Annotated in this window: 21 protein-coding genes; 12 read left to right on the top strand and 9 right to left on the bottom strand. The window is 38.7% G+C overall.

Annotated features, from left to right (window positions below; genetic code table 11):
* Positions 1–211: 211 nt before the first annotated feature.
* Positions 212–2,362: an assimilatory nitrate reductase catalytic subunit NasC gene (gene nasC / locus CVD27_RS21135; RefSeq protein WP_101650202.1), complete on the bottom strand. Its 2,151-nt coding sequence runs from the start codon at positions 2,360–2,362 to the stop codon at positions 212–214.
* A 28-nt stretch (positions 2,363–2,390) separates the two neighbouring features.
* Positions 2,391–4,733 (bottom strand): nitrite reductase large subunit NirB, encoded by a 2,343-nt coding sequence (gene nirB / locus CVD27_RS21130; RefSeq protein ID WP_101650200.1) that lies wholly within the window; start codon positions 4,731–4,733, stop codon positions 2,391–2,393.
* Positions 4,734–5,090: 357 nt separating this feature from the next.
* On the opposite strand from nirB, the gene CVD27_RS21125 reads away from it, so the two are divergent.
* Positions 5,091–6,296, top strand: coding sequence for a nitrate/nitrite transporter (locus CVD27_RS21125; protein ID WP_101650198.1), 1,206 nt, complete (start codon positions 5,091–5,093; stop codon positions 6,294–6,296).
* A gap of 228 nt (positions 6,297–6,524) precedes the next feature.
* Positions 6,525–7,886 carry a L,D-transpeptidase family protein gene (locus CVD27_RS21120; protein WP_101650211.1) on the top strand — a complete coding sequence of 454 codons (1,362 nt, stop codon included), beginning with the start codon at positions 6,525–6,527 and terminating at the stop codon, positions 7,884–7,886.
* A 64-nt stretch (positions 7,887–7,950) separates the two neighbouring features.
* Here CVD27_RS21120 and CVD27_RS21115 read toward each other — a convergent pair whose 3' ends face one another.
* A complete protein-coding gene (locus CVD27_RS21115) occupies positions 7,951–8,811 on the bottom strand; it encodes a GDSL-type esterase/lipase family protein (RefSeq protein WP_101650196.1) in 861 nt (286 codons plus the stop codon).
* A 256-nt stretch (positions 8,812–9,067) separates the two neighbouring features.
* Here CVD27_RS21115 and CVD27_RS21110 point away from each other — a divergent pair, with 256 nt between their 5' ends.
* From CVD27_RS21110 to CVD27_RS21095, 4 genes are read left to right on the top strand one after another with little or no spacing between them, the layout of a single operon-like run.
* A complete protein-coding gene (locus tag CVD27_RS21110) occupies positions 9,068–10,639 on the top strand; it encodes a spore germination protein (protein WP_101650194.1) in 1,572 nt (523 codons plus the stop codon).
* 17 nt (positions 10,640–10,656) lie between these two features.
* Positions 10,657–11,766 carry a GerAB/ArcD/ProY family transporter gene (locus CVD27_RS21105; protein ID WP_180960392.1) on the top strand — a complete coding sequence of 370 codons (1,110 nt, stop codon included), beginning with the start codon at positions 10,657–10,659 and terminating at the stop codon, positions 11,764–11,766.
* A complete protein-coding gene (locus CVD27_RS21100) occupies positions 11,763–12,950 on the top strand; it encodes a Ger(x)C family spore germination protein (protein WP_101650192.1) in 1,188 nt (395 codons plus the stop codon). Before CVD27_RS21105 ends, CVD27_RS21100 begins: the two co-directional genes overlap by 4 nt.
* Positions 12,947–13,171, top strand: a complete 225-nt coding sequence (locus CVD27_RS21095; protein WP_101650190.1) for a hypothetical protein — start codon at positions 12,947–12,949, stop codon at positions 13,169–13,171. The genes CVD27_RS21100 and CVD27_RS21095 overlap by 4 nt, the downstream gene beginning before the upstream one ends.
* Positions 13,172–13,235: 64 nt before the next feature.
* Here the strand turns inward: CVD27_RS21095 and CVD27_RS21090 are convergent, their stop codons facing one another.
* The gene (locus tag CVD27_RS21090) at positions 13,236–14,084 is read right to left on the bottom strand and encodes an NAD-dependent epimerase/dehydratase family protein (protein WP_101650188.1); all 849 of its coding nucleotides are present in this window, start codon (positions 14,082–14,084) and stop codon (positions 13,236–13,238) included.
* 210 nt (positions 14,085–14,294) lie between these two features.
* Between CVD27_RS21090 and CVD27_RS21085 the strand changes: the two genes are divergently transcribed.
* Positions 14,295–15,140: an alpha/beta fold hydrolase gene (locus CVD27_RS21085; RefSeq protein ID WP_101650186.1), complete on the top strand. Its 846-nt coding sequence runs from the start codon at positions 14,295–14,297 to the stop codon at positions 15,138–15,140.
* Positions 15,140–16,348, top strand: a complete 1,209-nt coding sequence (locus CVD27_RS21080; protein WP_101650184.1) for a SpoIIE family protein phosphatase — start codon at positions 15,140–15,142, stop codon at positions 16,346–16,348. The genes CVD27_RS21085 and CVD27_RS21080 overlap by 1 nt, the downstream gene beginning before the upstream one ends.
* Positions 16,349–16,431: 83 nt before the next feature.
* On the opposite strand, the gene CVD27_RS21075 is transcribed toward CVD27_RS21080, so the two are convergent.
* The gene (locus CVD27_RS21075; protein WP_101650182.1) at positions 16,432–17,217 is read right to left on the bottom strand and encodes an SDR family oxidoreductase; all 786 of its coding nucleotides are present in this window, start codon (positions 17,215–17,217) and stop codon (positions 16,432–16,434) included.
* A 346-nt stretch (positions 17,218–17,563) separates the two neighbouring features.
* Here CVD27_RS21075 and CVD27_RS21070 point away from each other — a divergent pair, with 346 nt between their 5' ends.
* On the top strand, positions 17,564–19,009 hold the full coding sequence (locus CVD27_RS21070) for a L,D-transpeptidase family protein (protein WP_101650180.1): 1,446 nt from the start codon (positions 17,564–17,566) through the stop codon (positions 19,007–19,009).
* A 339-nt stretch (positions 19,010–19,348) separates the two neighbouring features.
* Here the strand turns inward: CVD27_RS21070 and CVD27_RS21060 are convergent, their stop codons facing one another.
* Together CVD27_RS21060 and CVD27_RS21055 are read right to left on the bottom strand one after the other, a co-directional pair.
* A complete protein-coding gene (locus CVD27_RS21060; protein WP_101650176.1) occupies positions 19,349–19,645 on the bottom strand; it encodes a putative quinol monooxygenase in 297 nt (98 codons plus the stop codon).
* Between the two features lie 27 nt (positions 19,646–19,672).
* Positions 19,673–20,311 carry a nitroreductase family protein gene (locus tag CVD27_RS21055; RefSeq protein WP_101650207.1) on the bottom strand — a complete coding sequence of 213 codons (639 nt, stop codon included), beginning with the start codon at positions 20,309–20,311 and terminating at the stop codon, positions 19,673–19,675.
* A gap of 236 nt (positions 20,312–20,547) precedes the next feature.
* Between CVD27_RS21055 and CVD27_RS21050 the strand changes: the two genes are divergently transcribed.
* Positions 20,548–21,204, top strand: coding sequence for a TetR/AcrR family transcriptional regulator (locus tag CVD27_RS21050; protein ID WP_101650174.1), 657 nt, complete (start codon positions 20,548–20,550; stop codon positions 21,202–21,204).
* 30 nt (positions 21,205–21,234) lie between these two features.
* Here CVD27_RS21050 and CVD27_RS21045 read toward each other — a convergent pair whose 3' ends face one another.
* Entirely contained in the window at positions 21,235–22,113 is an 879-nt protein-coding gene (locus tag CVD27_RS21045; RefSeq protein ID WP_101650172.1) for an AraC family transcriptional regulator, read from the bottom strand.
* A 211-nt stretch (positions 22,114–22,324) separates the two neighbouring features.
* Here CVD27_RS21045 and CVD27_RS21040 point away from each other — a divergent pair, with 211 nt between their 5' ends.
* Positions 22,325–23,830 (top strand): UxaA family hydrolase, encoded by a 1,506-nt coding sequence (locus tag CVD27_RS21040; RefSeq protein ID WP_101650170.1) that lies wholly within the window; start codon positions 22,325–22,327, stop codon positions 23,828–23,830.
* A gap of 28 nt (positions 23,831–23,858) precedes the next feature.
* Complete coding sequence (locus CVD27_RS21035) at positions 23,859–24,872, top strand: zinc-binding alcohol dehydrogenase family protein (RefSeq protein ID WP_101650168.1); 1,014 nt, start codon at positions 23,859–23,861, stop codon at positions 24,870–24,872.
* 75 nt (positions 24,873–24,947) lie between these two features.
* On the opposite strand, the gene CVD27_RS21030 is transcribed toward CVD27_RS21035, so the two are convergent.
* Positions 24,948–25,652 carry a GntR family transcriptional regulator gene (locus tag CVD27_RS21030; protein ID WP_142384123.1) on the bottom strand — a complete coding sequence of 235 codons (705 nt, stop codon included), beginning with the start codon at positions 25,650–25,652 and terminating at the stop codon, positions 24,948–24,950.
* Positions 25,653–25,781: the final 129 nt, after the last annotated feature.

Genomic DNA, 25,781 nt, shown 5'->3' with positions numbered 1-25,781 from the left:
GAAAAGTGCTCAAATCTAGCAACCTCAATAAAGTATTTTAACTGTCTTAATTCCATAAAAATACCCTTTCTATCTCACAATTAGATAAATTAATATTTTTATTATATATTAATTATATAAATAGAGGAATGCTAGAATAACTGGTAGAGTTTAGGAGAGAGTGAAACAAGAAAAGGTGCAGAGCCCAAACCTGCACCTTTCTTTCAGTTATTTAATTGGCATATACATCATTTACCGGGGATACCTTAACAGCACTTAATTTAAATCCAGGCATTCTGCAGACAGGGTCTAATTCCTTTCCCACCAGATTATTCACATTTTGTGAGTCTGCCCAATGAAAAGGGACAAAAACGGTATCTGGACGAATAGCCTCCGAATATTTACTCCTAACGATGATACTCCCTCTTCGTGATTCAATTTTCACTAAAGACTGATCGGGGATCTGATACTCCTCCGCCGTTTGTGGATGAATTTCCATATAGGATTCAATATTTCTGGCAGCCAAGGCTGGACTTCTCCTTGTCTGGACCCCCGTTAAGTAATGGGACATGACTCTTCCTGTGGTTAAATACAATGGGTACTCTTTACCTGTCTCTTCTTTTGGTACAACTGGTTTATTTGGCACCACTGCCATCACTGCCTTGCCATCACGATGAGCAAAGGAAGTTTCGAAAAGTCTCATGGTCCCTTTATGCAGAAGGTCGGGACATGGCCACAAAATGCCGCCTTCTTTTCGTAACCGTTCATAGGTAATCCCATAATAATCCGCCATTCCTCCTTGGCTTGCCAATCGCAGCTCATTAAAAATTTCTTCAGCAGAGGAAAAAGAAAAGTATTTTTCCTTTCCGAGAGCATGGGCAATATCCACAATGATCTGCCAATCATGTTTGGCTTCTCCCGGAAGCGGGCAGCTCGCTTCCCTTAATGTGACTCTTCCTTCTACATTTGTCATGGTCCCTTGATCCTCTAGATAAGAAGATGTCGGTAATATTAAATCTGCTAGTCTGGCAGTTTCTGAAACAAATAAATCGACCGCAACTAAAAATTTTAATTTCTTTAAAGCATTCTTGACAAAAGGGGCATTTGGGTTAGAGACAATAGGATTGGAGCACATTAAAAACATGCCGGTAATTTCCCCCTCATGGATTTTCTCCATGATTTCATAAGCCGAGACCCCTTTTCCCGGTAACTCAGCAGGATCGATTCCCCATACACTTGCTACATATTCCCGGTGTTCTTCATTTTCAATGGATCGATATCCGGGGAGCTGATCTGCCTTTTGTCCATGCTCCCTAGCCCCTTGACCATTCCCTTGTCCTGTAATCGCTCCATAACCACAATTCGGTCTTCCTAGTTTGCCTGTAGTAATAAGGATATTAAGGAAATTACGGACAGCGGATGATCCATCTGTTTGCTGCTCGACTCCTCTCGCAGTAAAGATCATTCCTGTTTCTTCTTTTCCAAACTTGGCCGCTGCTTTTCGAATCTGGCTTATAGGAACTCCCGTTATTTCCCCTATCTCCTCTAAATCCAATGAAGTAATGTATTCTTTAACCTCTTGAAAACCCTGCGCACGATCCTGAATGAAGGCATCATCCACATAGTTTTCCTCAATAATGACCTTTAATAGACCGTTTGCCAATGCTGCGTCTGTTCCCGGTTTCAATTTTAAATGAAGGTCTGCGAGTTTTGTGGTTGCTGTTTCTCGTGGATCTATCGCGATAAGAAAGGCACCGTTTGCTTTCGCTTCCTCAAAATACGGCATGATGGTTGGCTGGCATTCAGCAATATTGGTCCCTGCTAAAATAATACAACGGGTAAATGGAATTTCAGACAGGCTATTGGTGAAGCCTCTGTCCATGCCAAACGTTTGACTGGCAGCTGATGCTGCAGCTGACATACATAACCGGCCATTATAATCGATATATTTCGTTTTTAATGCCACGCGGGCAAATTTTCCAAGCAAATATGCTTCTTCATTAGTAATCGACGCACTTCCATAGACTGCTAAGGCATTCAGCCCATCTTCTTCTTGTATTCTAGTAAAATTATTTTTTATATACTCTAATGCCTGCTCCCATGTAATACGAACAAATTCCCCATTTACCTTTAACATGGGATATTTTAGTCGCTCCCTATTAAACGCATGCTGATAGGCATTCATGCCTTTAATACATATACGGCCCTGGGTGGTGGGATTATCCTTCCCAACCGTTTTATATTGTTTCCTCGATACCACAGACTGTTCAATTAATTGCATCTTACATTGCATACTGCAATAGGGACATTGGGTTTCATATATTTTTTCCTTTTGAACTTCTTTTTGTTTTGTCCGAAAATACTTTAACATCAATTCCGTCAAGATTTCTCACCTTCTTCCTCTTCCATCTTTATCGTAAAACCTTTTTTCTCACCGACAGGTCTTCATCCAAGCGCCTTAACAATTCCTGACGGATCTCTTGGTCAAATAAGACTTCCCTCACATGGATTAATCCTACTCTTTCTAACCATTGCCATGTACGCTCCAGATAATTGGCTGATTCCCGGTAATATTGAATCAGCCCCATGATGATTTCAACAGCTTCTTCGTCAGAAGGAGCAACGGTTAATAATTCTCCTGTGCGAACAACTCTACCGCTGCTGCCGCCTGCATAGATTTCCCAGCCTCTGCCCATTCCAATGATTCCGATATCTTTTGTGGTAGAGCCAGCCCCATTATGCATGCACGCAGAGATTCCCATTTTTATACGGTAGGGGGTTTTTAATCCTTCTAGGTTTCTCTCAAGTGTGACAGCTAAGCCTAGGGATCGCTGTTTATCACAATGACAAACATGTTCTCCGATGCACGTTTTTATATTTTGCACCATATGGCCAAAGGTGGTGCTTAGAGGCAATTTTAGGTCAGCACAAACTCCCTGCAGGACTTCTTTTTTTATATCCATTAAATGAATCCTTTGCTCACTGGTAATTGCCATATTTGTTATTCCATACTTCTCAGCTACATCTGCAATGTTGCGCAGCTGTTCCGCAGATGTGATCCCCGCATACATTTGAGGGATTACTGTATAGGTACCATTCACCTGAACAATGGCCTTCATCTGTTCATTCTCTAAATAAACTTCCTGTTTGGTTTCATATTCAGGGTAAATCATTCCTAAATAGTACTCGATTGCCGGACGGCATGTACTGCAGCCATTTTTATTTTTCCAATTCAGTTTTTCCATTACTTCTTGGAGATTACTCAAGCCAAGCAGCTGCATCTTTTGAACCACCTCATCTTCTGTCAAGGCAGTGCAGGCACACATGGTTTTCGGCTTAACACTTTCATTACATTCATCACTTTTTATATAGGCTAGAAGTTCCGCAACAGAGGATTTGCAGCCTCCGCAAGAGCTCGAAGCTTTTGTACACTTTTTTACTTGTTCCACAGTGGTTAATCCTTTTGTTTGAACAGCCTCGATAATGGCACCCTTCGTTACTCCATTACAATTACAAATCATTTCATTTAAAGACATGGCTGCAACTGAAGACTCAGGATCGGCATGAAACAAGGCATGTTTGTTAAGGTCTGACACATCTTTCTTATTATGAATAATATCTAGCAGTCTCGTACGATCTCTTGTATCCCCATAAAGAATCGCGCCAATCATTCGATCTTCCTGAAAGACTACTTTTTTATAAACTCGACGAACTTCATCATAATATTGAATGGACTTTGAGTTGGAATCTCCATAAAAATGCCCTGCAGAGAAAACATCGATACCAGATATTTTTAATTGTGTCGATAGAACAGAACCCTCATACCCTTGGTCCTCCCTGCCGCAAAGATGCTGGGCTAATACCTTCCCTTGTTCATAAAGCGGCTTTACCAACCCATATACATTTCCGCGATGCTCCACACATTCTCCGACAGCGTAGATGTTTTCAACGCTTGTTTGTAAAAAATCGTTGACGAGGATGGCACGATTCACTTCTATTCCACTTTCCCTGGCTAACTGAACATTCGGCCTCACTCCTGCAGCCATTACGACTAAATCGACGTCTAACCTAGTTCCATCACTAAAGATTAGTCCTTCCACACGATGATTTCCGATTATTTCTTGAGTTTTTTTTGCAAAAAGAAACTTCATTCCTTGTTCTTCCAAGTCTTCTTGAAGCACTTTAGCTGCTGTCTGATCTAATTGCCTTTCTAATAAATAAGCGCCATTATGGATGACACTTACTTCCATTCCAAGATTGATTAATCCTCTTGCCGCCTCTAGACCTAATAAACCGCCGCCAATCACCGCTGCCCTTTTATAGTGCTTCGCTGTTTCCATGAGTGTCTGACAGTCCTCAATCGTTCGAAATGTGGTCACTCCATCCTTTTCAGCACCAGGTATCGGAATGAGAAACGGGATAGAACCAGTCGCAATAATCAGCCGGTCATAGGGGACTTTCTGACCCTTATCTGTCATCACCATTTGATGTTCCTTATCAATCTTTACCACGGTTTCCCCTGTAAAGAGTTGAATATGATGATCCTCATACCATTTGTGATCATTTATGAAAATGTCATTAATTGATACACTGCCCTGCAGCACACTGGACAAAAGAATACGATTATAGTTCACATGAGGCTCTCTGCCAAAAATCGTAATATCAAAAGCACCGGGATCCAGTGTTAAAATTTCTTCAATACAACGGACACCTGCCATTCCGTTGCCTACTAATACTAGCTTTTGCTTTTTCATAACAAACCTCCAGCATTGTAAGAGTACCTTCCATAGCCATGAATATCGTTTATTATTTCATAAGTTCTCCTCATAGAAATCATTCATGTTACATTTCCTAACACGAAAGTTTTTATGTCAGAAGACCTCACAACATTCATGACAAAGCCGCATTGACAGACTATTCTAACAACATGCAAAAAAATAAAAATTAGTTGGAGGTCCTATATGGTTAAAAAAATTAATTTATTTTCATTTTTGCTGCTGGTAGGAAAGGTTGTTTTTTCAAAAAAGCCTAATGTTGGCTGGTAGTAAGATCTCGAAGGCAAAGGCAGTTGGTATCTAGATATTGAATCTTAAAGGAGGAGAAGTACAATTATGAAGTTAGCCGAGCTTAAAAAAAGTGGCCATGCGCCATCATTAGTTGCGTCATTTTTATACTTTGATGTTAGTTTTATGATTTGGGTAATATTAGGGGCTCTAGGGGTTTTTATTACGAAAGACTTCGGTCTATCTCCTGCACAAAAAGGCTTTATTGTCGGGGTGCCTATCCTGAGCGGATCATTTTTCCGTCTAATCCTTGGTGTCCTAACCGACCGAATTGGCCCGAGAAAAACAGCCATTATCGGAATGCTAGTCACGATGGTGCCTCTCGTTTGGGGCTGGTTATTTGGACAGACCTTAACCGAACTTTATTTGATTGGAATCCTGCTTGGGGTAGCAGGGGCAAGTTTTGCAGCGGCCATCCCAATGGCAAGCCGCTGGTATCCACCGCATTTACAAGGATTAGCCATGGGGATAGCCGGGGCCGGTAACAGCGGAACTCTATTTGCAACTCTATTCGGCCCGCGTCTTGCTGAAAATATTGGCTGGCATAATGTGATTGGATTAGCTCTTATTCCTCTTTCTATTGTTTTTGTCCTTTATGTGTTGATGGCTAAAGATGCACCTGCTCAACCTTCATCAAAGGAGAACGCAAAATATTTCACCCTTTTTAAACAGAAAGATACCTGGTTTTTCTGCTTACTTTACAGTGTTACCTTTGGTGGGTTTGTCGGATTATCAAGCTTTTTAAGCATCTTCTTTGTTGATCAATATCAATTATCTAAGGTTAGTGCTGGTGACTTTGTTACACTTTGTGTAGCAGCCGGCAGCTTTTTCCGTCCGGTTGGCGGGGCCATTGCCGATAAAATAGGAGGCGTCCGTCTTTTAACCTTTTTATTCATTGCTGTGGCTCTATGTATGTTCGGAGTAAGCCAGCTTCCACCACTCGCACTTGTAACCACTTTATTATTCTTTGGCATGCTTTTCCTTGGAATGGGGAATGGGGCTGTTTTCCAATTAATTCCTCACAGATTTAAAGAAGAAATGGGGAGGATTACCGGAATTGTGGGAGCAGCAGGAGGAATAGGCGGATTCTTTGTACCTAATATACTTGGAACACTCAAACAAATAACAGGTACGTATGCACCAGGCTTTTTGGTTTATGCAGGAATTGGTTTAGCTGGTTTAGTCATTATATTGATGGCAAAGCTCTCATGGCAAAAAACATGGACAACAAAGGGCGTATCCAGAGAAATTTAATTCTAAATGAATACATCTCCACACTAGCGGGACATTCCATGAAGAATGTCCCTTTTCTTTTTAATAATTAATAAAACCATTAGAGTGAGATTTTGGTATTATCTTGGTATAATAGAAATAGTAATAAATACTCTTATAGATTACTAGATTTTTAATCAAAATAGTTTTAATATTGTAACTATTTTGATTGCCCTCGAGGTGAAGGTCTTGCGTAAAAGTCAAAAAATCATGGTTAGCAGTCTTATTGTTATTATTGTCTTGGCTGCTGCAGGTGTCTACTATCACCAGTCAACCAAGTTCAATGCCAATATAACAATTAATCATACAAAAGTCGGTGGACTAACGGCTGATCAGGCATTGGAAAAATTAAAATCTACTGTATTAAAAAACGAAGTCTATGTCGGACAAGACCAAATTTTCGATGGAAAAGATACAAAAATGGAATTTGGTAAAAATGATTTGGCTAATGTGAAGGAATTATTAGAAAAGCAGCAGACGATCCTGCCATCAAAGGAGGCAAAAAATTATTCATTGCTGCCAGCCAAAGCAGATCAATACCGGAGCCAAATACTGAAAAAACAGCTAGAGGATAAGCTTATCTCGTTGAATAAGAGCTTACTAGCACCTAAGGATGCAAAAGCGCGTTTAGAACAAGGCAAAATCATTGTTTCCAAAAGCGTTGATGGAAAACAATATAATGTTCCTCAATTAATAAAGAATTATGAAAAACAGGAATATACGAGTGAAATCCATCTTAGTCCTGAATACTTACAGCCGCTTAAAGAGGCTAGTCCGATTGTAAAAAAAGAAAAGCAACTGCTTGAGGAACTGATTCAACGAACGGTTGATTATAAAGTTCAAGACAAGGTCTATTCTTTAAAAGGCACGGAGGTTATTACAAATGCATCCGTGACAAAAGATATGCACATTACAGTTGACCCGGCTGATATTAAGAATAAGATAACTAAGATTAATGATTCTCAATCAACATTAAATAAAAATTTTACCTTTAAAACCCATTCGGGTTCAGTCATTTCAGTAAAAGGTGAATCCTATGGCTGGGCCATTAATGTCACAAAAGAAACAAAGAGAGTTCAAAAAGCCTTTGAAAAAGGAGAAAAGGCACTTGATGCTGACCATATTTATGGGACTGGCTGGAGTACTTACGGTACAGGCTATAACGCGACAACCAACAATGGCATTGGCAGTACTTATGCAGAGGTCTCCATTAAAGAACAACGTATTTGGCTTTATAAAAATGGAAAATTGGCCTATACAACCAATGTCGTAACAGGCAGACATAACACCCATGAAGATACTCCACCGGGAGTTTGGTATGTCATGTATAAAGAAACACCATCTATACTCGAGGGCAGTGAAGTAGGTAACCCAAATTATTCCGTTAAGGTCCAATATTGGGCCCCATTTACTCTCAGCGGATGCGGGTTCCACGATGCCAGCTGGCGGAGGAACTGGGCAAGTAATGCCTACCTTACCAAAGGGTCGGGTGGCTGTGTCAACACGCCATCCAGTGCGATGAAGGTCGTGTATGATACTCTAAACAAAAATGAACCCGTTGTCGTTTATTAAATGAAAGATAAAAGAGGCAGAAAATCATCCTTGACGATTTTTTGCCTCTTTTTTACTTGAAAATTTACCTATGACAATTATCCTTATCTCTATCATGCTCTCTTTCAAGTTCCGTGATTGATGTAAGCTTCGCATCAGCCAATGATGCAAGGGCTTGATGACCTGCTAATGTTGGATGGATATCAAAAGGAATAATATATGCTGCTGGGTTTGCTTTAAAAGTTGAGTAGGCATCCGCAACATAGATTCCTTTTCCCTTTCCTGCGGTTTGGATCAAGCTGTTTACACCTGCAAGATTACCTTCAATAAAGATATGTAACTGTCCAAGAAACAACCCATCTAGAGTACTGTTAATACCTAAAACGATTGGATTATACAAGTTATATAAAATAATAGGAGCATCTGATTGTTTCCTAATAGCAGTAATAATCTTTGTTAAATTGTCTGTGTACAATGCTAGCTGCTGTGGAGTGAGAGGTGTAATTGGTGAGGAACTTATTGCTTTTGCCAATTCGCCATTCGCTATATTGGCCTCAAGGTTTGGCACCAATGGCTGTAATTTTGCAAAAAGACCTGCTACTCCAGTTGCCTGCATGAAATCATTGCTTCCGATATTAATCGTAATAACATCGGCTTTTTTTAGTGCGTGATTAAAGTCTTTTGAATTCGAATTGATCACTGCTAACAATTGTGTAGAAGTTGCACCGCTTCCGCCAAACTTTATTACTTTTTTTGCCCCTGTAATTAAATCAGGAAAGGCGGTTGTTGATGGAGGTGGATATCCAAACGTAATGGAATCTCCCAAGGCAACAATGTTAAGTTTTTGTTTTGATTCAACTGTCCCCTTTGCAAACGCAAGCGGAGCAGCGAGTGTGTTCAATATCAGCATGAACACTAAGATAAAAGAAAACCGCTTTAGCTTCATAACTAATCCTCCTTTTTGAAAATAGGTCTTCGTCCCTATTATATTCAGACTAGTCAGATATTTAAATCATTACTTTCATACAAAAAGTGATTCTTAACGACAGTTCTCTAAATTCAAGTGACAAATAAAGACATCTCAAACAAACAGTTCTTTGGATAAAAAAACCATTTAGGTGTCAAAATAAAACAAAAGTAGGAATTCCTTAAAATATTTCCTGCTACATGCATCACAATCAAAGTATAGCGGGGCAGTTGCGATGAAATTATTTAGCATTTTACGCAAAGGAATTGATTCAGATGAGTCAAAACCACAAAATGATGAGGCAGAAAACCATATAGAAAAAATTTTTCTTGCTAAAAACATATTAGAAAATGAATCAGTTCTAAAATCTATCTACACAGATTGTCCTGATGTAATCTTTCGAAATTTTACTTTAGGCGGTAACATCGCAGCTATCCTCATTTATTTAGAAGGGTTGGCAAACATTGAAGAGATTGACCATAGTGTGCTTAAACCATTAATGGAAAGAGATGAACGATTACAAGCAGACACAGAGGTCATTCTCAAACAGAAATTAACTGTTTCAAAAATTATTTACTTAGATACTTTTGCTGGCATTATTGAACAGATATCTACAGGAAACCCTGCCATTCTAATTGACGGACAAACGCAAGGTATTTCAGTTGGATTATCTAAAAGCGAGAAACGCTCTGTTGAGGAACCAATCGCTGAAGCCGTTATCCGTGGACCCCGGGATGGTTTTACCGAAACTTTAGGAGTGAATATTTCCCTTTTGCGCCGTAAAATCAAAAGTCCTGATTTAAAAATGAAATCCATCACTCTGGGAAAGTATAGTCAAACCCAGGTGGTCTATATGTATATGAAAGACATTGTCGATGATACGCTGGTAGAAGAGGTCGAGAACAGATTAAGCCGAATTGATATCGACGGTATTTTGGAAAGCGGTTATATTGAGGAATTTATCGAGGACGATCCTTTTTCCCCTTTTCCGCAAATGATCAATACCGAGCGCCCGGATTCAGCTGCCTCGCATCTTCTTGAAGGCCGGGTAGTCATATTGACAGACGGTACACCCTTTGCCCTTATTGCACCTGTTACATTTTATTCCTTGCTTCAGTCACCAGAAGACTATTATCAACGATTTATGATTGGAACATTAATTCGTTGGCTGAGATACTGCTTTTTACTAATTGCACTGCTTCTTCCTTCCTCATATGTGGCAATTCTGACGTTTCATCAAGAGATGATTCCAACCACACTTTTGCTTAGCGTTGCGGAGTCACGAGAAAAGGTGCCTTTTCCAGCTCTTATTGAGGCCCTCTTAATGGAAATTACGTTCGAAGCCCTAAGAGAAGCCGGTCTTAGGCTGCCAAAACAAGTTGGCTCTGCAGTCAGTATTGTCGGAGCACTGGTAATCGGGGATGCGGCGGTCTCTGCGGGGCTTGTTTCGGCTCCAATGGTAATGGTCGTTGCGATTACTGGGATAGCCTCCTTTGCCATCCCACGCTACAATGCCTCTATTGCCATCAGAGTGCTTCGTTTCCCGATGATTTTTTTCGCTGGAACACTGGGACTGCTTGGCATCATGCTCGGTATTCTTTTCATTATTGTTCATTTATGTACATTACGTTCATTCGGTGTTCCATATCTGGCTCCAATGGCCCCATTAAAGGGCTCAGGAACAAAAGATGTTTTAATTAGAGCTCCTTGGTGGTCTCTTAGACAGCGTCCACACCTGACAGGAAAATATAATAAGTATCGCCAGGCAAGAGGACTCAGACCGGGACCTGATAATGAAACGGAATAGGGAGGTGAATTGTATCTATGATTGAACGCGGGAAAATATCTTCTATTCAAATGGCCATCATGATGAATCCTGCTATTCTGGCAACCGTTCTCATGTTAGTTCCTGCCATAACAGCGAAACATGCAAAACAGGACCTCTGGCTGTCCCCGATCTGGGCTTCTGTTACAGGGTTTATCGTTGTCTATATCGCTTACCGTCTTCATAAGCTCTATCCTAAAGACACATTAATACAATTCAGCGAACAAATACTTGGAAAAATAATAGGAAAAATAATTGCTGCTTGTTATTTGCTGTATTATTTGCATCTAACCGGCATTATTATCCGAGAATATGGCGAGTTTGTCTCAGGTACATTCCTTCACCTCACTCCAATGGTGGTGGTTTTAGGATCTATGGTGGCCGTATCCGCTTTTGCTGTCTACGGAGGGCTGGAAGTAATTGGGAGATGTTCTGAAATCATCGTACCAGTTGTTCTCCTTCTTTATCTAACCATTTTTATATTGCTCTTTAAGGATTTAGATATTAACCATATGTTTCCTATCTTGGAAAACGGACTAAAACCTTCATTACTTGGCTCCGTTGTCCCGCAAAGCTGGTTTAGTGAATATATTGTCATCTCATTTTTTCTTCCCTACTTAACCGATCAAGAAAAGGGACTGAAATGGGGAATGTTGTCAGTATTGAGTGTGATGTTTATTATGGTTATTACTAATTTTATGACGCTGTTATTACTTGGAAAATTGAATTCAGTGGTAACCTATCCCGTAATGATCGCTGCAAGGTACATAAGTATTGCTGAATTTTTTGAACATTTGGAAGCAGTAGTTATGGCCATTTGGGTAGCGGGCGCCTTTGTTAAAATTACAGTCTTTTATTATGCCCTGGTGCTTGGGATGGCTCAATGGTTGAAACTGTCTGATTTCCGGCCATTAGTTTTACCGACAGGTCTTTTGTTGATTCTGATGGGAAAATGGTCGGCAGCCAGTCTGCAAGAACTAGCTCACTTTCTTAGTTTGACAGCCCCTTTTTATTTACTAACTTTTCAAGTGTGTTTACCTGTTATTATGTTATTCATTGCATTAGTTAAAAATAGATTGAATCAGAAGAAAGGAAAAACAGCAGGATGAATCACCCCATTTTTAGATATTTAGTTCTATTTCTTTTGATTCTATCAAATGTTTTTCTAAGCGGCTGCTGGGACCGGCAGGAACTAAACGATTTGGCACTGGTAACAGCAGCAGGAATTGATAAAAAATCAGATGGGACGATTGAGCTTACTGTTCTTACCATTGTCCCAAAAGGGGAGATCGTGCAACAAGGGACAGGCGGGAGCAGCAGTGTAAAAACATTCGTACGAAAGGCAACAGGTAAAACACTTGCTGAAGCCATGTCCAAACTTCAGGAAATTCTTCCGCGTCAAATTTTTTGGGGAATATGTAAAGTATTCATTATTGATGAGGAGGTTGCCAAAGATGGTATTGGCTCACATATTGACTTTATCATGCGCTATCCGCAAATTCGCGAAAGTACAAATATATTCATTAGTTCGGTAAAGGCGAAAAAGGTTTTAAGCCTCTTGCCCCCGCTTGAGCGTGATATTTCAGAAGTGCTCAGAGAGTTGGTATCGCTAAAGATTGGAATGGATGTATCGACAAAAGATTTGGCGGAAATGATGATTAGTGAATCTGGTGACCTTGGGGTTCCTTGGATAAAGATCCTTCCTCCGGAAAAGGGCAAAGGAAAACAAACCATTGCTTATATTACTGGAACAGCCATCTTTAAAAAAGACAAGATGATTGGCCATATTGATGATTCGGTGACAAGAGGGGTCTTATGGTTGAGAGATGAAATCGAGCTTTCCACTGTTTCATTGAAACCGGAGGAAACGGATGGATATATTTCGTTGAAATCTCTTAATGTCAAGACAGAGTTAATTCCCAAAATTGAAAATGGTAAATGGAAAATAGTCTTTAAAGCTACAACAGAAAACGATATTATACAAAACTCCACACCTCTAGACGCCTCCAATCCTAAAGTAGCAAATAAGCTGCAAAAACTTTTGGAGAAGAGAATTGAAAAGAAAGTAGAAGTGGCACTTCATGTTGTGCAAAAGGATATGAAAGCTGATATTTTTGGATTTGCCGAAGCCTTCCACCGGAAATACCCTAAGATATGGAAAAGAGAGAAAAATAATTGGGATAAAATTTATCCAGATGTAGAAGTTTCGTATGATATAAAATCACATGTTCGCAGACAAGGAATGAACTCAATTAATCCTAAATTTCCTAAGAACGAGGTGAAAGAAGAATGAAATGGGGAACTGTACTAGGATGTACCGCATTAATTATTGTAATCATCCTTTTTCAATCATCCAGATTAAAGCAAAAACAAGTAAAAGAAAAAGCAGCACTCCTAGCACTATCCATTTTGGGGTGGATTCTGGCACTCCTCATGCTATTTTTCCCTGATATGCCTGGACCTACTCAATTTATAGACTGGATGTATAGACCTCTTGGGGAGCTCTTGAAATAAACACTAAACACGGGGACGGTTCTCATGCTTCAAAAGCATGAGAACCGTCCCCGTGCATCTACAATTAAAGCTTAACGTACTCTCTCCATTTATGAATAGGCTTCCAATTTAGCAGCTTTTTGGCTTTTTCATTGCTTAATAATGGGGCGAAACCAGATAAATCCTCACGGAAATCCTTTACAGCAGGAAAACAAGTTTCCATCAGTTGTTTGCTTTCAATATCCATACTTGTTTCATCGGCACCAATATTAAGAGCAACGGAGCCCAGTCCATCCGTTTCAATAGCTAGACGGTAGGCGGTTGCCGCATCTCTTGTATCAATATAACTCCAAAGAATGGTTTTGCGTTGTTCAGGGTCATGAATAAATCCAGGGAAATTTTTATACATTTCTGGTGAAATAACATTTCCTAATCTAAAGGATACAACTTGCATTCCTGTTCTTCGATGAATCATATCAGCCGTTTTCTCGTTAACAATTTTGGATAATCCATAGCTTTCTTCTGGCAGTTGTGGATGATTCTCATCGATTGGTACATATTGTGGAGCTAAGTTTTGCTTTGAAAAACAAATACCATAAGATGATTCACTTGATGATATAACAGCCTTTTTAATTCCTAGGTTCCCTGCGGCTTCTAAAATGTTATAAGTAGACAAGACATTGTTTTCAAAGGTCACTTCGTTTGGATGTGAGTAAGCAACCGGGATCGCTGCAAGATGTACGACGGCATCTGCACCAGCTAAAACTCCATACACTTCTCCTAAATTGGTTAAGTCTGTAATAACTGTCCGACAAAGAGCTTGTTTAGGATATTTCATATCTGCATTAACTACTTCATAACCATGATCTAAAAATTCTTTTATAACGTCCGTTCCTAAAAGTCCACTTCCACCTGTTACTACTACCTTTTTCATGTCTACTCCTCCACTCCTAACCTGCTAATCATTCAGATGTTGCTCTAGTTTGTTGATTGCATAAACTAAGTATATTATATAATTGAATATTTTCAAGCAATTTGTTCAATCCAAACTTAAAAAGTGAGGTCCTAAGTACTATATGAGAAAACAACATAATATGGAAGTAAGTGGTATGATATTAATAGAATACTAGAAAGGAGAATCAGGATGGACCAGGATATTATACTGCGGAATAATGTGAATCTTACAGGCTCAGGAAAACAATCTATCATTCTTGCTCCTGGCTTTGGCTGTGATCAAACAGTATGGAAGTCAGTTGCAGAAGCATTTCAAAAAGATTACCGAATCATACTATTTGATTATGTAGGTTTTGGACGTTCAGACTTATCTGCTTATGACTTGCAAAGATATAGTAGTCTTGCAGGATATGCTCAAGATGTGATAGATATTTGTTCAGCCCTAGATTTGAAAGATGCCGTATTTGTTGGACACTCTGTTGGAAGTATGATTGGTGTATTAGCATCATTGAGTCATCCTGAATACTTCTCGCATCTTGTTATGATCGGACCTTCTCCATGTTACCTAAATGATCCTCCCCATTACTTCGGAGGCTTTCAAAAAGAGGAAATTTTAGGCTTAATGGATATGATGGAGAAAAATTACATAGGCTGGGCAAATGTCTTTTCCTCAACCGTGACAAATAATCCGGAGAGGCCGGATGTTAAACTTCAGCTGGAAGAACGTTTCTGTTCCACTGACCCTATTATTGCACGTCAATTTGCGGAAGCTGCTTTTTTTGCAGACAACCGCAGCGACTTAAAAAAAGTAAAGGTACCATCCCTTATTCTGCAATGTTCAAATGATATTATTGCCCCATTAACAGTAGGAGAGTATATTCAACAGCATCTTCCGAATAGTGTGTTGAAAATCATGGAGGCGACAGGACACTGCCCGCATATGAGTCACCCCGAGGAAACTGTCCGCCTAATTCGCCAATACCTGAACGAAGCAACAATAGAAGCTAGCTTAGCGTTAAGAGGAGATAGACTTTAATGGACGAACAATTGGATCATGCACCTTGTGGATTTCTGACTCTGTCGGAAACTGGCATTATATTATCTATTAATCATACATTGCTTAAGATACTCAATTACACCGAAGATCAATTAAGGGGACAGCATGTCAATTCTATCCTCACTGTCCCTGCCCGTCTGTTTTTTCAGTTATACTTTTTCCCGCTTGTCAAACTGGATCATCAAGTAGAGGAAATGTATATCTCACTAAAGACCAGTAAGGACGAAGAGATTCCCGTCCTTATCAACGCTCTCCAAAGGAGGAGAAAGGAGAGTACAGTATTAGAGTGTGTTCTTATCCCCATGCGAAAAAGAAGCGAGTACGAAAATGAATTGCTTCTAGCGAAAAAGGAAACCGAAGTGGCGTTAAAAGCAAAGGATAAAGCGAACGCAGAATTAAAGACTATCCTTAAAAAACTGGAAATCCAAAAGGAAGAACTACTTGAACTGAACAAACAAAATCAAAAATATAAAATAGAAACAAAAAAAGAGTTGGAGCTTGCCAGAATCATTCAAGAAACATCCTTAACTGCTCCAATAAACAATGAAAAAGTACAAATGGAAATATTCTATAATGCTTCTGGTGAATTATCTGGCGATATCTATGGGATTTATCAAATGGATCAGCATCGTTATGGAATTATTCTGCTTGATGTTATGGGCCATGGAATTTCTTCAGCTTTAATCACGATGACTCTTCATTCTTTGTTTCAAAGATTAATTTCTGCAGGATTTGCTGTTGATTTAGTTATGAAAGAATTGGACAGCCACCTTCATAAATTATTTCAGAACAATGAGGAGGCACGGCATTATTCTACCGCAATCTATCTTCTAATTAATACAGATAGACAAACCATTGATTATATCAATGCAGGTCATCCACCCGCTTTATGGCAGGACCCTGACGGAAAACAATATGAATTAGGCTCGACAGCCCCGCCGCTTGGAACCTTTGAAGGTATCGTATTTAAAACAAATACTTTTCCCTACAAAGAGGGAGGAAGATTGCTCCTTTACACAGATGGGATTGATCCTCTTGCTTCTAACCATTTATCTCCTTTATTAAGGAACACAATTCCATTGCCTCTATTTAAAGTAAAAGAGGAAATTCTACAATCCCTAAATAATGAAAAAAATATTTATCATAAGAGTGATGACGAATCCTTTATCCTCATTGACTTAAAATAAAAATTACATATTTACAGCAAAAAATGTCCATTGTACGTGGACATTTTTAAATAAGTGTCTTTTTATGGTGTCAGGCACCATTTTTATAATAGGGATTCGGCTCCGTCAATATAGATTTCGCTTCCCGTGATGTGGCTGGACCCGCTTGAGGCAAGAAAAAGCACCAAGTCGGCAACCTGTTCGGGTTTGCCTGCTCTGTTTTCAAGCGGCTGGCTGCCTTCAGGGTATTCAACCGGGATTTCAATTTTCTTTAATTTCTCTTTATCCTTCCAGGTATTTTCATTAATGTTTGTTTCAATGGCTCCCGGGCATATAATATTGACCCTAATATGGTACTTGGCAAGCTCAAGCGCAGCCATTTTACCAAAGCCCATCTGGCCAATTTTAGAGGTACTATACGCAGACATTCCAAAATTTTTATATACTCTGTTTCCATTGATTGAACTTGTAATAATGATACTTCCCCCATTTTCCTTCAAATGAGGAATGGCATATTTGACCGTTAAAAAAGTACTTGTTAAATTATTAGAAGTCGTTAGCTCCCAATCCTTTGGATCCATATCCTCAATGGGGATAACCTCCCCGTTAATTCCTGCATTAGCAAAGACTACATCGAGTCTTCCCCATTGATCCACGGTTCTTTGGTAGCATTTCTCTATCTCCTCAGGATGAGAAACGTTCGCTTCTAATACAAGCGCCTCACTGCCCATTTCTTCAATTTGCTTTTTCACTTCTTCTACATTTTCTTTATGCAAATCTACTAAAGCAATCTTTCCTCCATTTTGAGCAAGCTTTATAGCAGCGGCCCTTCCTATTCCTGAACCAGCCCCTGTAACAAAAGCAACTTGATTTTGAAGTAATTTCTCCACCTAATAAAGCCCTCCTTAAATAATTGATGTTTATTACTATATCCATCATAGAGATTTTAAAACGTTGAAATATCTTTATTTTTATAGTTTCCAGAACAATAAATATGTGTTGGATGGGTCTATATTCTTAATCAAAACTTAAGAATTGGTCTTTAAAATAGATGAAGTAAATACAAAATGAATAAATTGATAGATTAAAAAAATATAAAATTATACAAAAAGCGACAAAGTTCATATATAAAATTTAGTAGAATAGTTGTGTTATACGGAGAATAAGGTAAAATATATTCGAAACTTTGATACAAAAGTTGAAAGTCGAAGGACTTAGGTAAACGGGGGAATCATTATGGGCATGGCAGTTAATGAATCGGTTGAAGAAATTGGCCGACAACGGGAAAAATCAGTAAAATGGTTTAAAAACTGGAAGGTACTCACACCCAGTATAGTCATTTTAATTGCAGTCATAATCGCAGGTATCAGCTATTACCAAGCAAACCACTTTAATTCACAAATTAAGATTAATGGCATAAAAGTGAATGGAATGACTGCTGATGAGGCTCTACAAAAATTAAAATCAACTGTTTTAACAAATAAAGTCTATATTGGCCAAGAACAAATTTTAGATGGAAAAGATACGAAGATGGGATTTTCGGATCAAGACCTCACCGGTGTTAAAAAAATATTAAAGGAACAAAAGACATTTTTCCCATCATCAGAGGCAAAAAATTATACATTAATGCCCAAAACAACAAATCAGTATCGCACCCAAGAGTTGAAAAAACAAGTGGAAGAAAAATTAGTTTCTATGAACAAAAGTTTAAAAGTACCAAAAGATGCCGAAGCTCAATTAGAACAAGGTAAAATTATCATAACTAAAAGCATTAACGGGGAACAATATGATGTCGCAAATCTATTAAAGGCTTATGAACAGCAAGGATATACCGGTGATATTCGTCTGAATCCTCAATACATACTGCCCATTAAAGAAGACAGCGAGATTGTAAAAAATGAGGAGAAAAAGCTTCAAGAACTGCTTCAAAAAACAGTGGAATATAAGGTCCAGAAGAAGGTTTATTCTTTAAAGGCAAGCGAATTAATTAAAAATGCTTCTGTGACAAAGGATATGAAGGTCACCATTGACACAAGCGATTTAAAAAATAAAATCGCTGAAATTAATGATTCAGAGTCCACATTAGATAAAAACTTCACCTTTAAAACCCATTCAGGATCCGTTATTTCAGTAAAAGGACAAGGGTATGGCTGGGCATTAGATGTGGACAAAGAAACCTCACAGGTTCAAGCAGCATTTGAAAAAGGTGAGAAATCCATTTCTGCCTCTAATATTATCGGACATGGCTGGAGTAATGAAGGCTATGGCTATGAAACGACAGCGAACAATGGAATTGGCGATACGTATGCGGAAGTATCAATTGCCGATCAGCATATTTGGATATACAAAAACGGCAAATTAGTTGTCTCTACCAATGTTGTGACCGGCAAACACAGCACCGGCGAGGATACTTCTAAAGGTGTGTGGTATATTCTTTATAAACGAACACCAGCCACACTTAAAGGCAGCCATGTAGGCAGTGGTTCCTATGAAGTAAAGGTTAATTATTGGGCACCCTTTACAAACAGCGGACAAGGTTTCCACGATGCCAGCTGGCGGTCTAACTGGTCAGGCTCTGCCTACCTAAAGGCAGGATCCGGAGGCTGCGTCAATACACCATCTGGTATTATGAAAACCGTCTATAGTAATCTCAGCACTTATGAACCGGTTGTTATCTACTAAAAAATTCACAATAACAAAACAGCGGTGCCGTAAAGGGCGCCGCTGTTTTTATTTTAAGATAAGAAAGTATAAATTTCGACTTCGAGAATTGTCCAGCTCCAGGCGCCATCGGCTCGAGGTCACAAGCGTATCCAGTTGCGGCTCCTTGGGACTCAAGACATAAGCCACCCCCTGAAGAAGGCAAAAAACGCCTTCTTACAGGGTGCGTCTTATGCCGTCGTCCCAAAACAGTCGCCTCCACATTTAGGTCAATCCGTCCAAAAGGTTAAAGAACAACCTTTCGGCCGGCTCGTCTTGTGCTTGTCGCCGAAGTCTAAGCGCCTTGCGCATTTCTTATAACTACAATTTTAATGTCTGCCCCTCAAATGCTTGAACCTCTAATGGTGCAGTCAAGAATTCCTTTGCTTTCGCCACGAACTTGGTGAAGTGTTCACTTGAATTATGGCTGGCAACAGCTTGCATATCCTTCCAAACTTCAACCATTGTAAATACATTTTCATTTTCCACATCTTTTTGAAGGCGATAAGAAACATTTCCGTTTTCTTCTCTGGAAGCAGCTATTAACGGCTGAATTTCCTCTAGAAACATGTCCAGTTTTTCCGGATTGATATGGAATGTTGCATGAATAATAATCATTAAACGTCACCTTTCTTATTTATATCATTATTTCCATTGCGCTACTTGATCAATTGGGAGACGTACAGATGGATGTCCGTTATCGGCTGCTTTACCAATAGAGATTAACATAACAGGAACATACCGGTCCTTATCCAAACCAAAAGCTTCTGCAATTTTGTCTTTTTCATAACCCCCAATTGGATTTGTATCATATCCATAGGCACGGGCCGCAAGCATAAACTGCATAGAAACAAGACCGCCATCTACTAAAACAACATCCTCCATCTCTTCACGTGAAATCGATTCAAAATAGCCAGAAAAAGAAGCATGAATTCTTTCTTTTACTTCTAACGGCATAAATCCCTTTTCTACAGCAGCACCATAGATTTCTTCGAATTTCTCAAAATTATTCAAATCCCCAAATACAGCAATAACAGCTGATGAAGTTTCAACTTGGGTCTGATTAAAACGTGCAAGCGGGGCAAGTGTTGCCTTTGCCTCAGGGCTTTCAATGACAAGAAAACGCCATGGCTGCATATTAACGGAAGAAGGAGCAAGTGTAGCTAATGTAAGAATTTCTGCCATTTCTTCGCGGCTAATTTTTACGGATTTATCGTAATTTTTAATGGAACGGCGTTCTTTTACAATTTTATTAAAATCATTCGTTACTTGCGTGGTAGTCATGGTAGTCATGGTTATATTCTCCTCTTTTCATTTTAAGTATTTATATAAATGTCGACGGTAATTTACTAACTATCTATGTCCATTTTAGACAAAAACCTTATAAAGTGTCTAAAATAATAACAGGTATAACTGTACTCCACTTTCCTTCAGTTGTAAACTGAAAAGAATTGGAACATTGAAATGTGAATGAACTTCTTCGGATTATGATATAATTTTGGGATAAAGGAAGTGGTACTTTGAGAAAAATTGCACCTGATGAAAGACAGATGATGCGAAAGTCCTATGTAAAAAAGTTAATCCATGTCATTCGGACTCAAGGATTCCTTTCCCTTACCATTCAAGATATTGCTAACACGATGAATTTGAGCCGAGCTTCCTTGTATAACTATTTTTCTTCAAAAGAAGATGTCATCATGGAGCTTACTAATCTCTGTATTGATTATATAAATGAAGCTGACCAAACGATTTCAAACAAAAAGTTACCGTATCCACTTCGTTTGCAAAAAGTGTTTGAACAAGCTGTTTTATCTGCTGTATATGCTTCAGATACTTTCCTGAGTGATTTAAAAAGAAGCTGCCCGCATCTTTACGAAAAAAAGAGGCAATCAAGGAGTGAACAATTGTCCACTATTCATACCTTCTATCGAAATGGTATGAAAGCAGGTGTTTTTAATGAATTGAATGCCTCCATTTTAATTATTCAGGATGAAGCTGTACTTGGTAAATTAGTGAATAGCCCTTTTTTAATGGAAGAGGAAATGTCATTGAAACAAGCTCTTTTAGATTATTATGCGGCGAAGAGAACCCAGGTCCTTAGACCCGAGTACATTCAAAGCTTAGAGAATGAAGAGATCCAGGCAATGGTGGACAGCATTCTGAAAAAACTCGCATAAAAAAACACAGGGATCTGTGTTTTTTTACTACTAGTGAATGCGGGTTACTTTATGCTCTTTTCGGAAATTTGCTGGTGTCCTATCGATATATTTTTTAAAGATTCTATGAAAATGGGTCATGCTTTCGAAACCGCATATTTCTGCGATAGACGATACTGAGTCATCTGTTTTTACTAAAAGTTCTTTGGCTTTAATGACCCTTTTGGAATTCAAATATACTGTCAATCCCATCCCAGTGGTTTGTTTAAACACCCTGCTGAAATGGGAGCTACTAACAAGGGCCTGGCTGGCTAGTTCAGTCAAGGTTAAGGGCTGATCTAAATGGTCATTAATATACGCTAAAATTTCTTTAATCCAATGCGGCCCAAAGGTGTTCCTCTCCATTAAGTGCTCTTTATTATCCATATGGGCACGGTACAAGTCAAGGATGATCTGATGAACTATCAGCAATGAAGCATGCTTATGACCAAGGTCATTTTTTTGCATTTCCTGATAAATAGTTAAGAGTTGTTCCTCCATCTTTTTTTGGCTCTTTAGTGATAAAACCATTTTATAATGTTTCACTTTTTTCGCCATCTCAAACAAATTTAGAAAAGAAAAGGAATCATCTATTAAAATATTATAAATTAACGTTGGGCTGAAAAAAATAATTGTGGATGTAACAGGATCCTCCTTATCGGGCATTGCACGGTGAATGACATCGTTTGGGATAAGAAATACATCACCTTGCTGCATGTCATAAAAATGATCATCAATGAAAAAGGTTCCTTTTCCACTATAGACATACACAATTTCATAATAGTCGTGAATATGATCAGACAGTTCATTCTGTGGGCTTTTCGTATCTCGATAAATAAAAGAAAAAGGAAACAGGAAGTTGTTGTTTGAAACTTTTTTAATGGTTTTCATTTAGCTTATCACCCAATTTTATGGTATATCAAAAAATGGTACAAATAAAGCAAAATATGTCATTTATATTTCGATTCTTGTTGATTAAGATAAAAGGGAACCAATTTTGAAATAAAGATGCATAGCAAAATGAAAGGGTTTTCCTCTTGGTAAATACTTAAATACGATAACCCTATTTGTTTACAAATTTTTAAGTCTAGGGGGAAAATTAATGAGTAAAGTAGTTCAATTGCATTCCAAAGATGACGTTGTCATTTCCTTGCATGAAGTACATAAAGGCGAGAAGCTTCAGATTCAAATAGATGAAAAAGACCTATTTCATATTAATATTTTAGATGATATTCCAAAAGGACATAAAATTTTAGTCCGCCCTGTAAAAAAAGGAGAAGATGTTCTTAAATTTGGATATTCGATTGGTAAAGCAAAAAGGGACCTTTCCGTTGGAGAGTGGGTTCATACCCATAATCTTGAAACGGGTTTAAAGGGAATCCTGGATTATACCTATGAACCAGTCAGTCCACAAGGTGGGAGAGAAAAATCGGAGCATACCTTCCAGGGATATATTCGCGAAAACGGGGAAGCTGGAATTCGAAATGAGATCTGGATTATTAATACGGTAGGCTGCATTAATAAAACATGTGAATTACTGGCTAAAATGGCCCATGAAAGTTTCAAGGATCGCGGAATTGATGGAATCTATCATTTCCCTCATCCCTTTGGCTGTTCCCAGTTAGGGGATGATTTGTCTAACACACAGAAATTACTCGCTTCTTTGGTTCACCATCCTAATGCAGCAGGTGTTTTGGTTGTTGGGCTGGGATGTGAAAACAATCAAATTGAATATTTTAAAGAGGTCATTGGGGTGTATCCTCCTGATCGTATTAAGTTCATGAAATCTCAGGAAGTGGAAGATGAATTAAACGTCGGTTTAGGTTTAATTGAAGAATTAGTCGGGTATGCCGAGCGATTCAAACGCCAGCCGGTACCTGTATCAAAGCTAAAAGTAGGATTGAAATGCGGCGGTTCTGATGGTTTTTCTGGGATTACAGCCAATCCGTTGGTTGGAGCGGTTTCAGACTTAATTGTAGCAGATGGCGGGACCACAATCTTAACAGAAGTACCAGAGATGTTCGGAGCAGAAACCATCTTAATGAGTCGGGCAGAAAATGAAGAAACCTTTGATAAAATTGTTCATTTAGTTAATGATTTTAAACAATATTTTATTCGTCACGATCAGGAAATTTATGAAAACCCTTCACCTGGAAATAAAGCAGGCGGAATCAGTACACTGGAGGAAAAGTCTCTCGGCTGTACTCAAAAAGGGGGGCATGCTCTTGTTGTTGATGTCAGTTCGTATGGTGAACGGGTAGTAAAACCTGGATTGAATTTAATAAACGCCCCAGGTAATGACCTTGTCTCTGTTACAGCATTGGCAGCGGCCGGAGCTCATATCGTATTATTCACAACAGGAAGAGGAACACCCTTTGGCGGACCGGTACCCACTATGAAAATAGCTACAAATTCCGATTTAGCCAACCGGAAAAGGAATTGGATTGACTATAATGCGGGACAGTTGATCGAGGGAAAAAGCATGGATGAATTAAAAGCTGATTTATTCCAATATATCCTGGCTATCGCATCAGGTGAAAAGAAAACCAATAATGAGCGATTTGGTTTTAAAGAAATTAGTATTTTCAAAGACGGTGTCATTTTATAAAAAACTAAATTAAAGGAGTGTCTTTCTGATGAAAAGTATTGTTTGTGAACATCCTAATCTATTTAAAATGGTTGAAGTTGAACCACCTGTTGTGAAAACAGGAGAAGCTTTAGTTCGTATTCGCCGGATTGGAGTATGCGGAACGGATTACCATGCATACAGAGGGAATCAACCTTTTTTCAGCTATCCACGTGTACTTGGTCATGAACTTTCTGGTGAAATTGAATCCATCGGTTCCAACCCAGCTGGTCTAAAGGCAGGCGATCAGGTATCGGTCATTCCGTACATGGAATGCGGTGAATGTATAGCGTGCAGAAATGGAAAAACAAATTGCTGTACAGATATGAAAGTATTGGGTGTACACATGGAAGGCGGTATGAGTGAATGGATTTCAGTTCCATACAATCATTTAGTTAAAACAAATGAGCTTACTCTAGACCAATCTGCGATGATCGAACCTCTAAGTATAGGGGCGCATGCCATAAGACGGTCTGAACTTAAGCAAGGAGAGTATGTTTTAGTCATTGGTGCTGGTCCTATTGGTTTAGGTGTGATGGCTTTTGCTAAGCAAGAGGGTGCAACCGTCATTGCAATGGATGTTAACGAAGAACGATTGACATTTTGTAGTCAATGGGCCCATGTCGATTATACGGTGAACGCATTGGATCATCCGATGGAGACCTTGAAGGAATTGACAAAGGGAGAAATGCCTACTGTCGTATTTGACGCAACTGGAAATAACAAATCTATGGCAGATGCCTTTAACTTTCCTGCACATGGTGGAAAATTAATTTTTGTTGGTTTAACCAAAGGTAATATTTTATTCGATGACCCTGATTTCCATAAAAAAGAACTGACATTAATGGGAAGCCGCAATGCTACTCGGGAAGATTTTGAATATGTAGTGAAGACAATCCAAAATGGCGGAGTGGACATTGACTCGTATATTACACATCGTGCAGCCTTTGATGAAATGATTAATCAATTTGAAGAGTGGCTAACCCCAGAGGCCAAGGTAATTAAGGCCATTGTCGAATTATAAATTTTAAAAAATCGACAGGCTGATGCTTGTCGATTTTTTCGTAAGTTCCTTATAGATCGTTTTAAGCCCGTCCAGTTAAGAAATAAAATAATCTGAATACATTTCTATTACTTGTGGTAATTCGTCTTTTTTATGGCTAAAATGGTGCCGCAATAATTTCTCTGTTTCCTCTTCATTATTAGAAAAAATAGCTTTAAGAATACTTTGATGTTGACTTACCACATTTTCCATATGGTTTGGTGTTTTTAACTCTAAGTATCGCATTCGGTTTAAATGACCTCTCATCTGTGAAACAACAGAAATTAATGTTTGGTTTTCCAATAGTTCCAAGAAGATTTGATGAAAGGTTTCATCTAATTGCAGAAATTCTATATTTTCTCCCTTTGAAGCGGCTTTTTGTTGTTTTCCAATTAATTCAAACGCTTTTTCTTGAATTTCTTTATAACGTAAATCATCTGCATTCCAGTTTCGAGCAACTGATTTGAAAGCACTGATCTCCAGACTCTCTCTAACAAATCTGGCTTCTTCCACTTTCTTTACAGATATTAAGGCAATCCGTGCTCCCCGCTGTGGAAGGATTTCAAGTAACTCTTCTTGCAGAAGCATTAAAAATGCTTCACGAATGGGTGTACGACTTACCCCTAAAACAGAAGCCAGTTCACTTTCCGACAACATCTGTCCAGGCTTAAAGTTCAATGTAATAATTTCTTCTCGGATTTTATCATAGGCTACTTTCCCAAGTGTTTTTCTGTTGGGAGAAGAGATACTATTAAGGCCCAAAATGGACACCTCTTTACATATTGTTTTTTTGTTTTAAGCTTTAGTATACTTGTATACTAAAATTCTACTTCTGTGTATTATGTAAGTCAACAAGACTGTACGCAATAACGGATTTTTCATTTTTTAAAA

The sequence above is a fragment of the Neobacillus cucumis genome (assembly GCF_002860255.1).
GTDB lineage: Bacteria > Bacillota > Bacilli > Bacillales > Cytobacillaceae > Neobacillus > Neobacillus cucumis_A.
Note: the sequence above shows the minus strand (reverse complement) of the source record. Positions and strands in the feature narration are given on the sequence as shown.

Coding starts and splice junctions, on each gene's coding strand:
- nirB (WP_101650200.1), bottom strand. CDS start 4,733: ATGAAAAAGCAAAAGCTAGTATTAGTAGGCAACGGAATGGCAGGTGTC.
- CVD27_RS21125 (WP_101650198.1), top strand. CDS start 5,091: ATGAAGTTAGCCGAGCTTAAAAAAAGTGGCCATGCGCCATCATTAGTT.
- CVD27_RS21120 (WP_101650211.1), top strand. CDS start 6,525: ATGGTTAGCAGTCTTATTGTTATTATTGTCTTGGCTGCTGCAGGTGTC.
- CVD27_RS21115 (WP_101650196.1), bottom strand. CDS start 8,811: ATGAAGCTAAAGCGGTTTTCTTTTATCTTAGTGTTCATGCTGATATTG.
- CVD27_RS21110 (WP_101650194.1), top strand. CDS start 9,068: ATGAAATTATTTAGCATTTTACGCAAAGGAATTGATTCAGATGAGTCA.
- CVD27_RS21105 (WP_180960392.1), top strand. CDS start 10,657: ATGATTGAACGCGGGAAAATATCTTCTATTCAAATGGCCATCATGATG.
- CVD27_RS21100 (WP_101650192.1), top strand. CDS start 11,763: ATGAATCACCCCATTTTTAGATATTTAGTTCTATTTCTTTTGATTCTA.
- CVD27_RS21095 (WP_101650190.1), top strand. CDS start 12,947: ATGAAATGGGGAACTGTACTAGGATGTACCGCATTAATTATTGTAATC.
- CVD27_RS21090 (WP_101650188.1), bottom strand. CDS start 14,084: ATGAAAAAGGTAGTAGTAACAGGTGGAAGTGGACTTTTAGGAACGGAC.
- CVD27_RS21085 (WP_101650186.1), top strand. CDS start 14,295: ATGGACCAGGATATTATACTGCGGAATAATGTGAATCTTACAGGCTCA.
- CVD27_RS21080 (WP_101650184.1), top strand. CDS start 15,140: ATGGACGAACAATTGGATCATGCACCTTGTGGATTTCTGACTCTGTCG.
- CVD27_RS21070 (WP_101650180.1), top strand. CDS start 17,564: ATGGGCATGGCAGTTAATGAATCGGTTGAAGAAATTGGCCGACAACGG.
- CVD27_RS21060 (WP_101650176.1), bottom strand. CDS start 19,645: ATGATTATTATTCATGCAACATTCCATATCAATCCGGAAAAACTGGAC.
- CVD27_RS21055 (WP_101650207.1), bottom strand. CDS start 20,311: ATGACTACCACGCAAGTAACGAATGATTTTAATAAAATTGTAAAAGAA.
- CVD27_RS21045 (WP_101650172.1), bottom strand. CDS start 22,113: ATGAAAACCATTAAAAAAGTTTCAAACAACAACTTCCTGTTTCCTTTT.
- CVD27_RS21040 (WP_101650170.1), top strand. CDS start 22,325: ATGAGTAAAGTAGTTCAATTGCATTCCAAAGATGACGTTGTCATTTCC.
- CVD27_RS21035 (WP_101650168.1), top strand. CDS start 23,859: ATGAAAAGTATTGTTTGTGAACATCCTAATCTATTTAAAATGGTTGAA.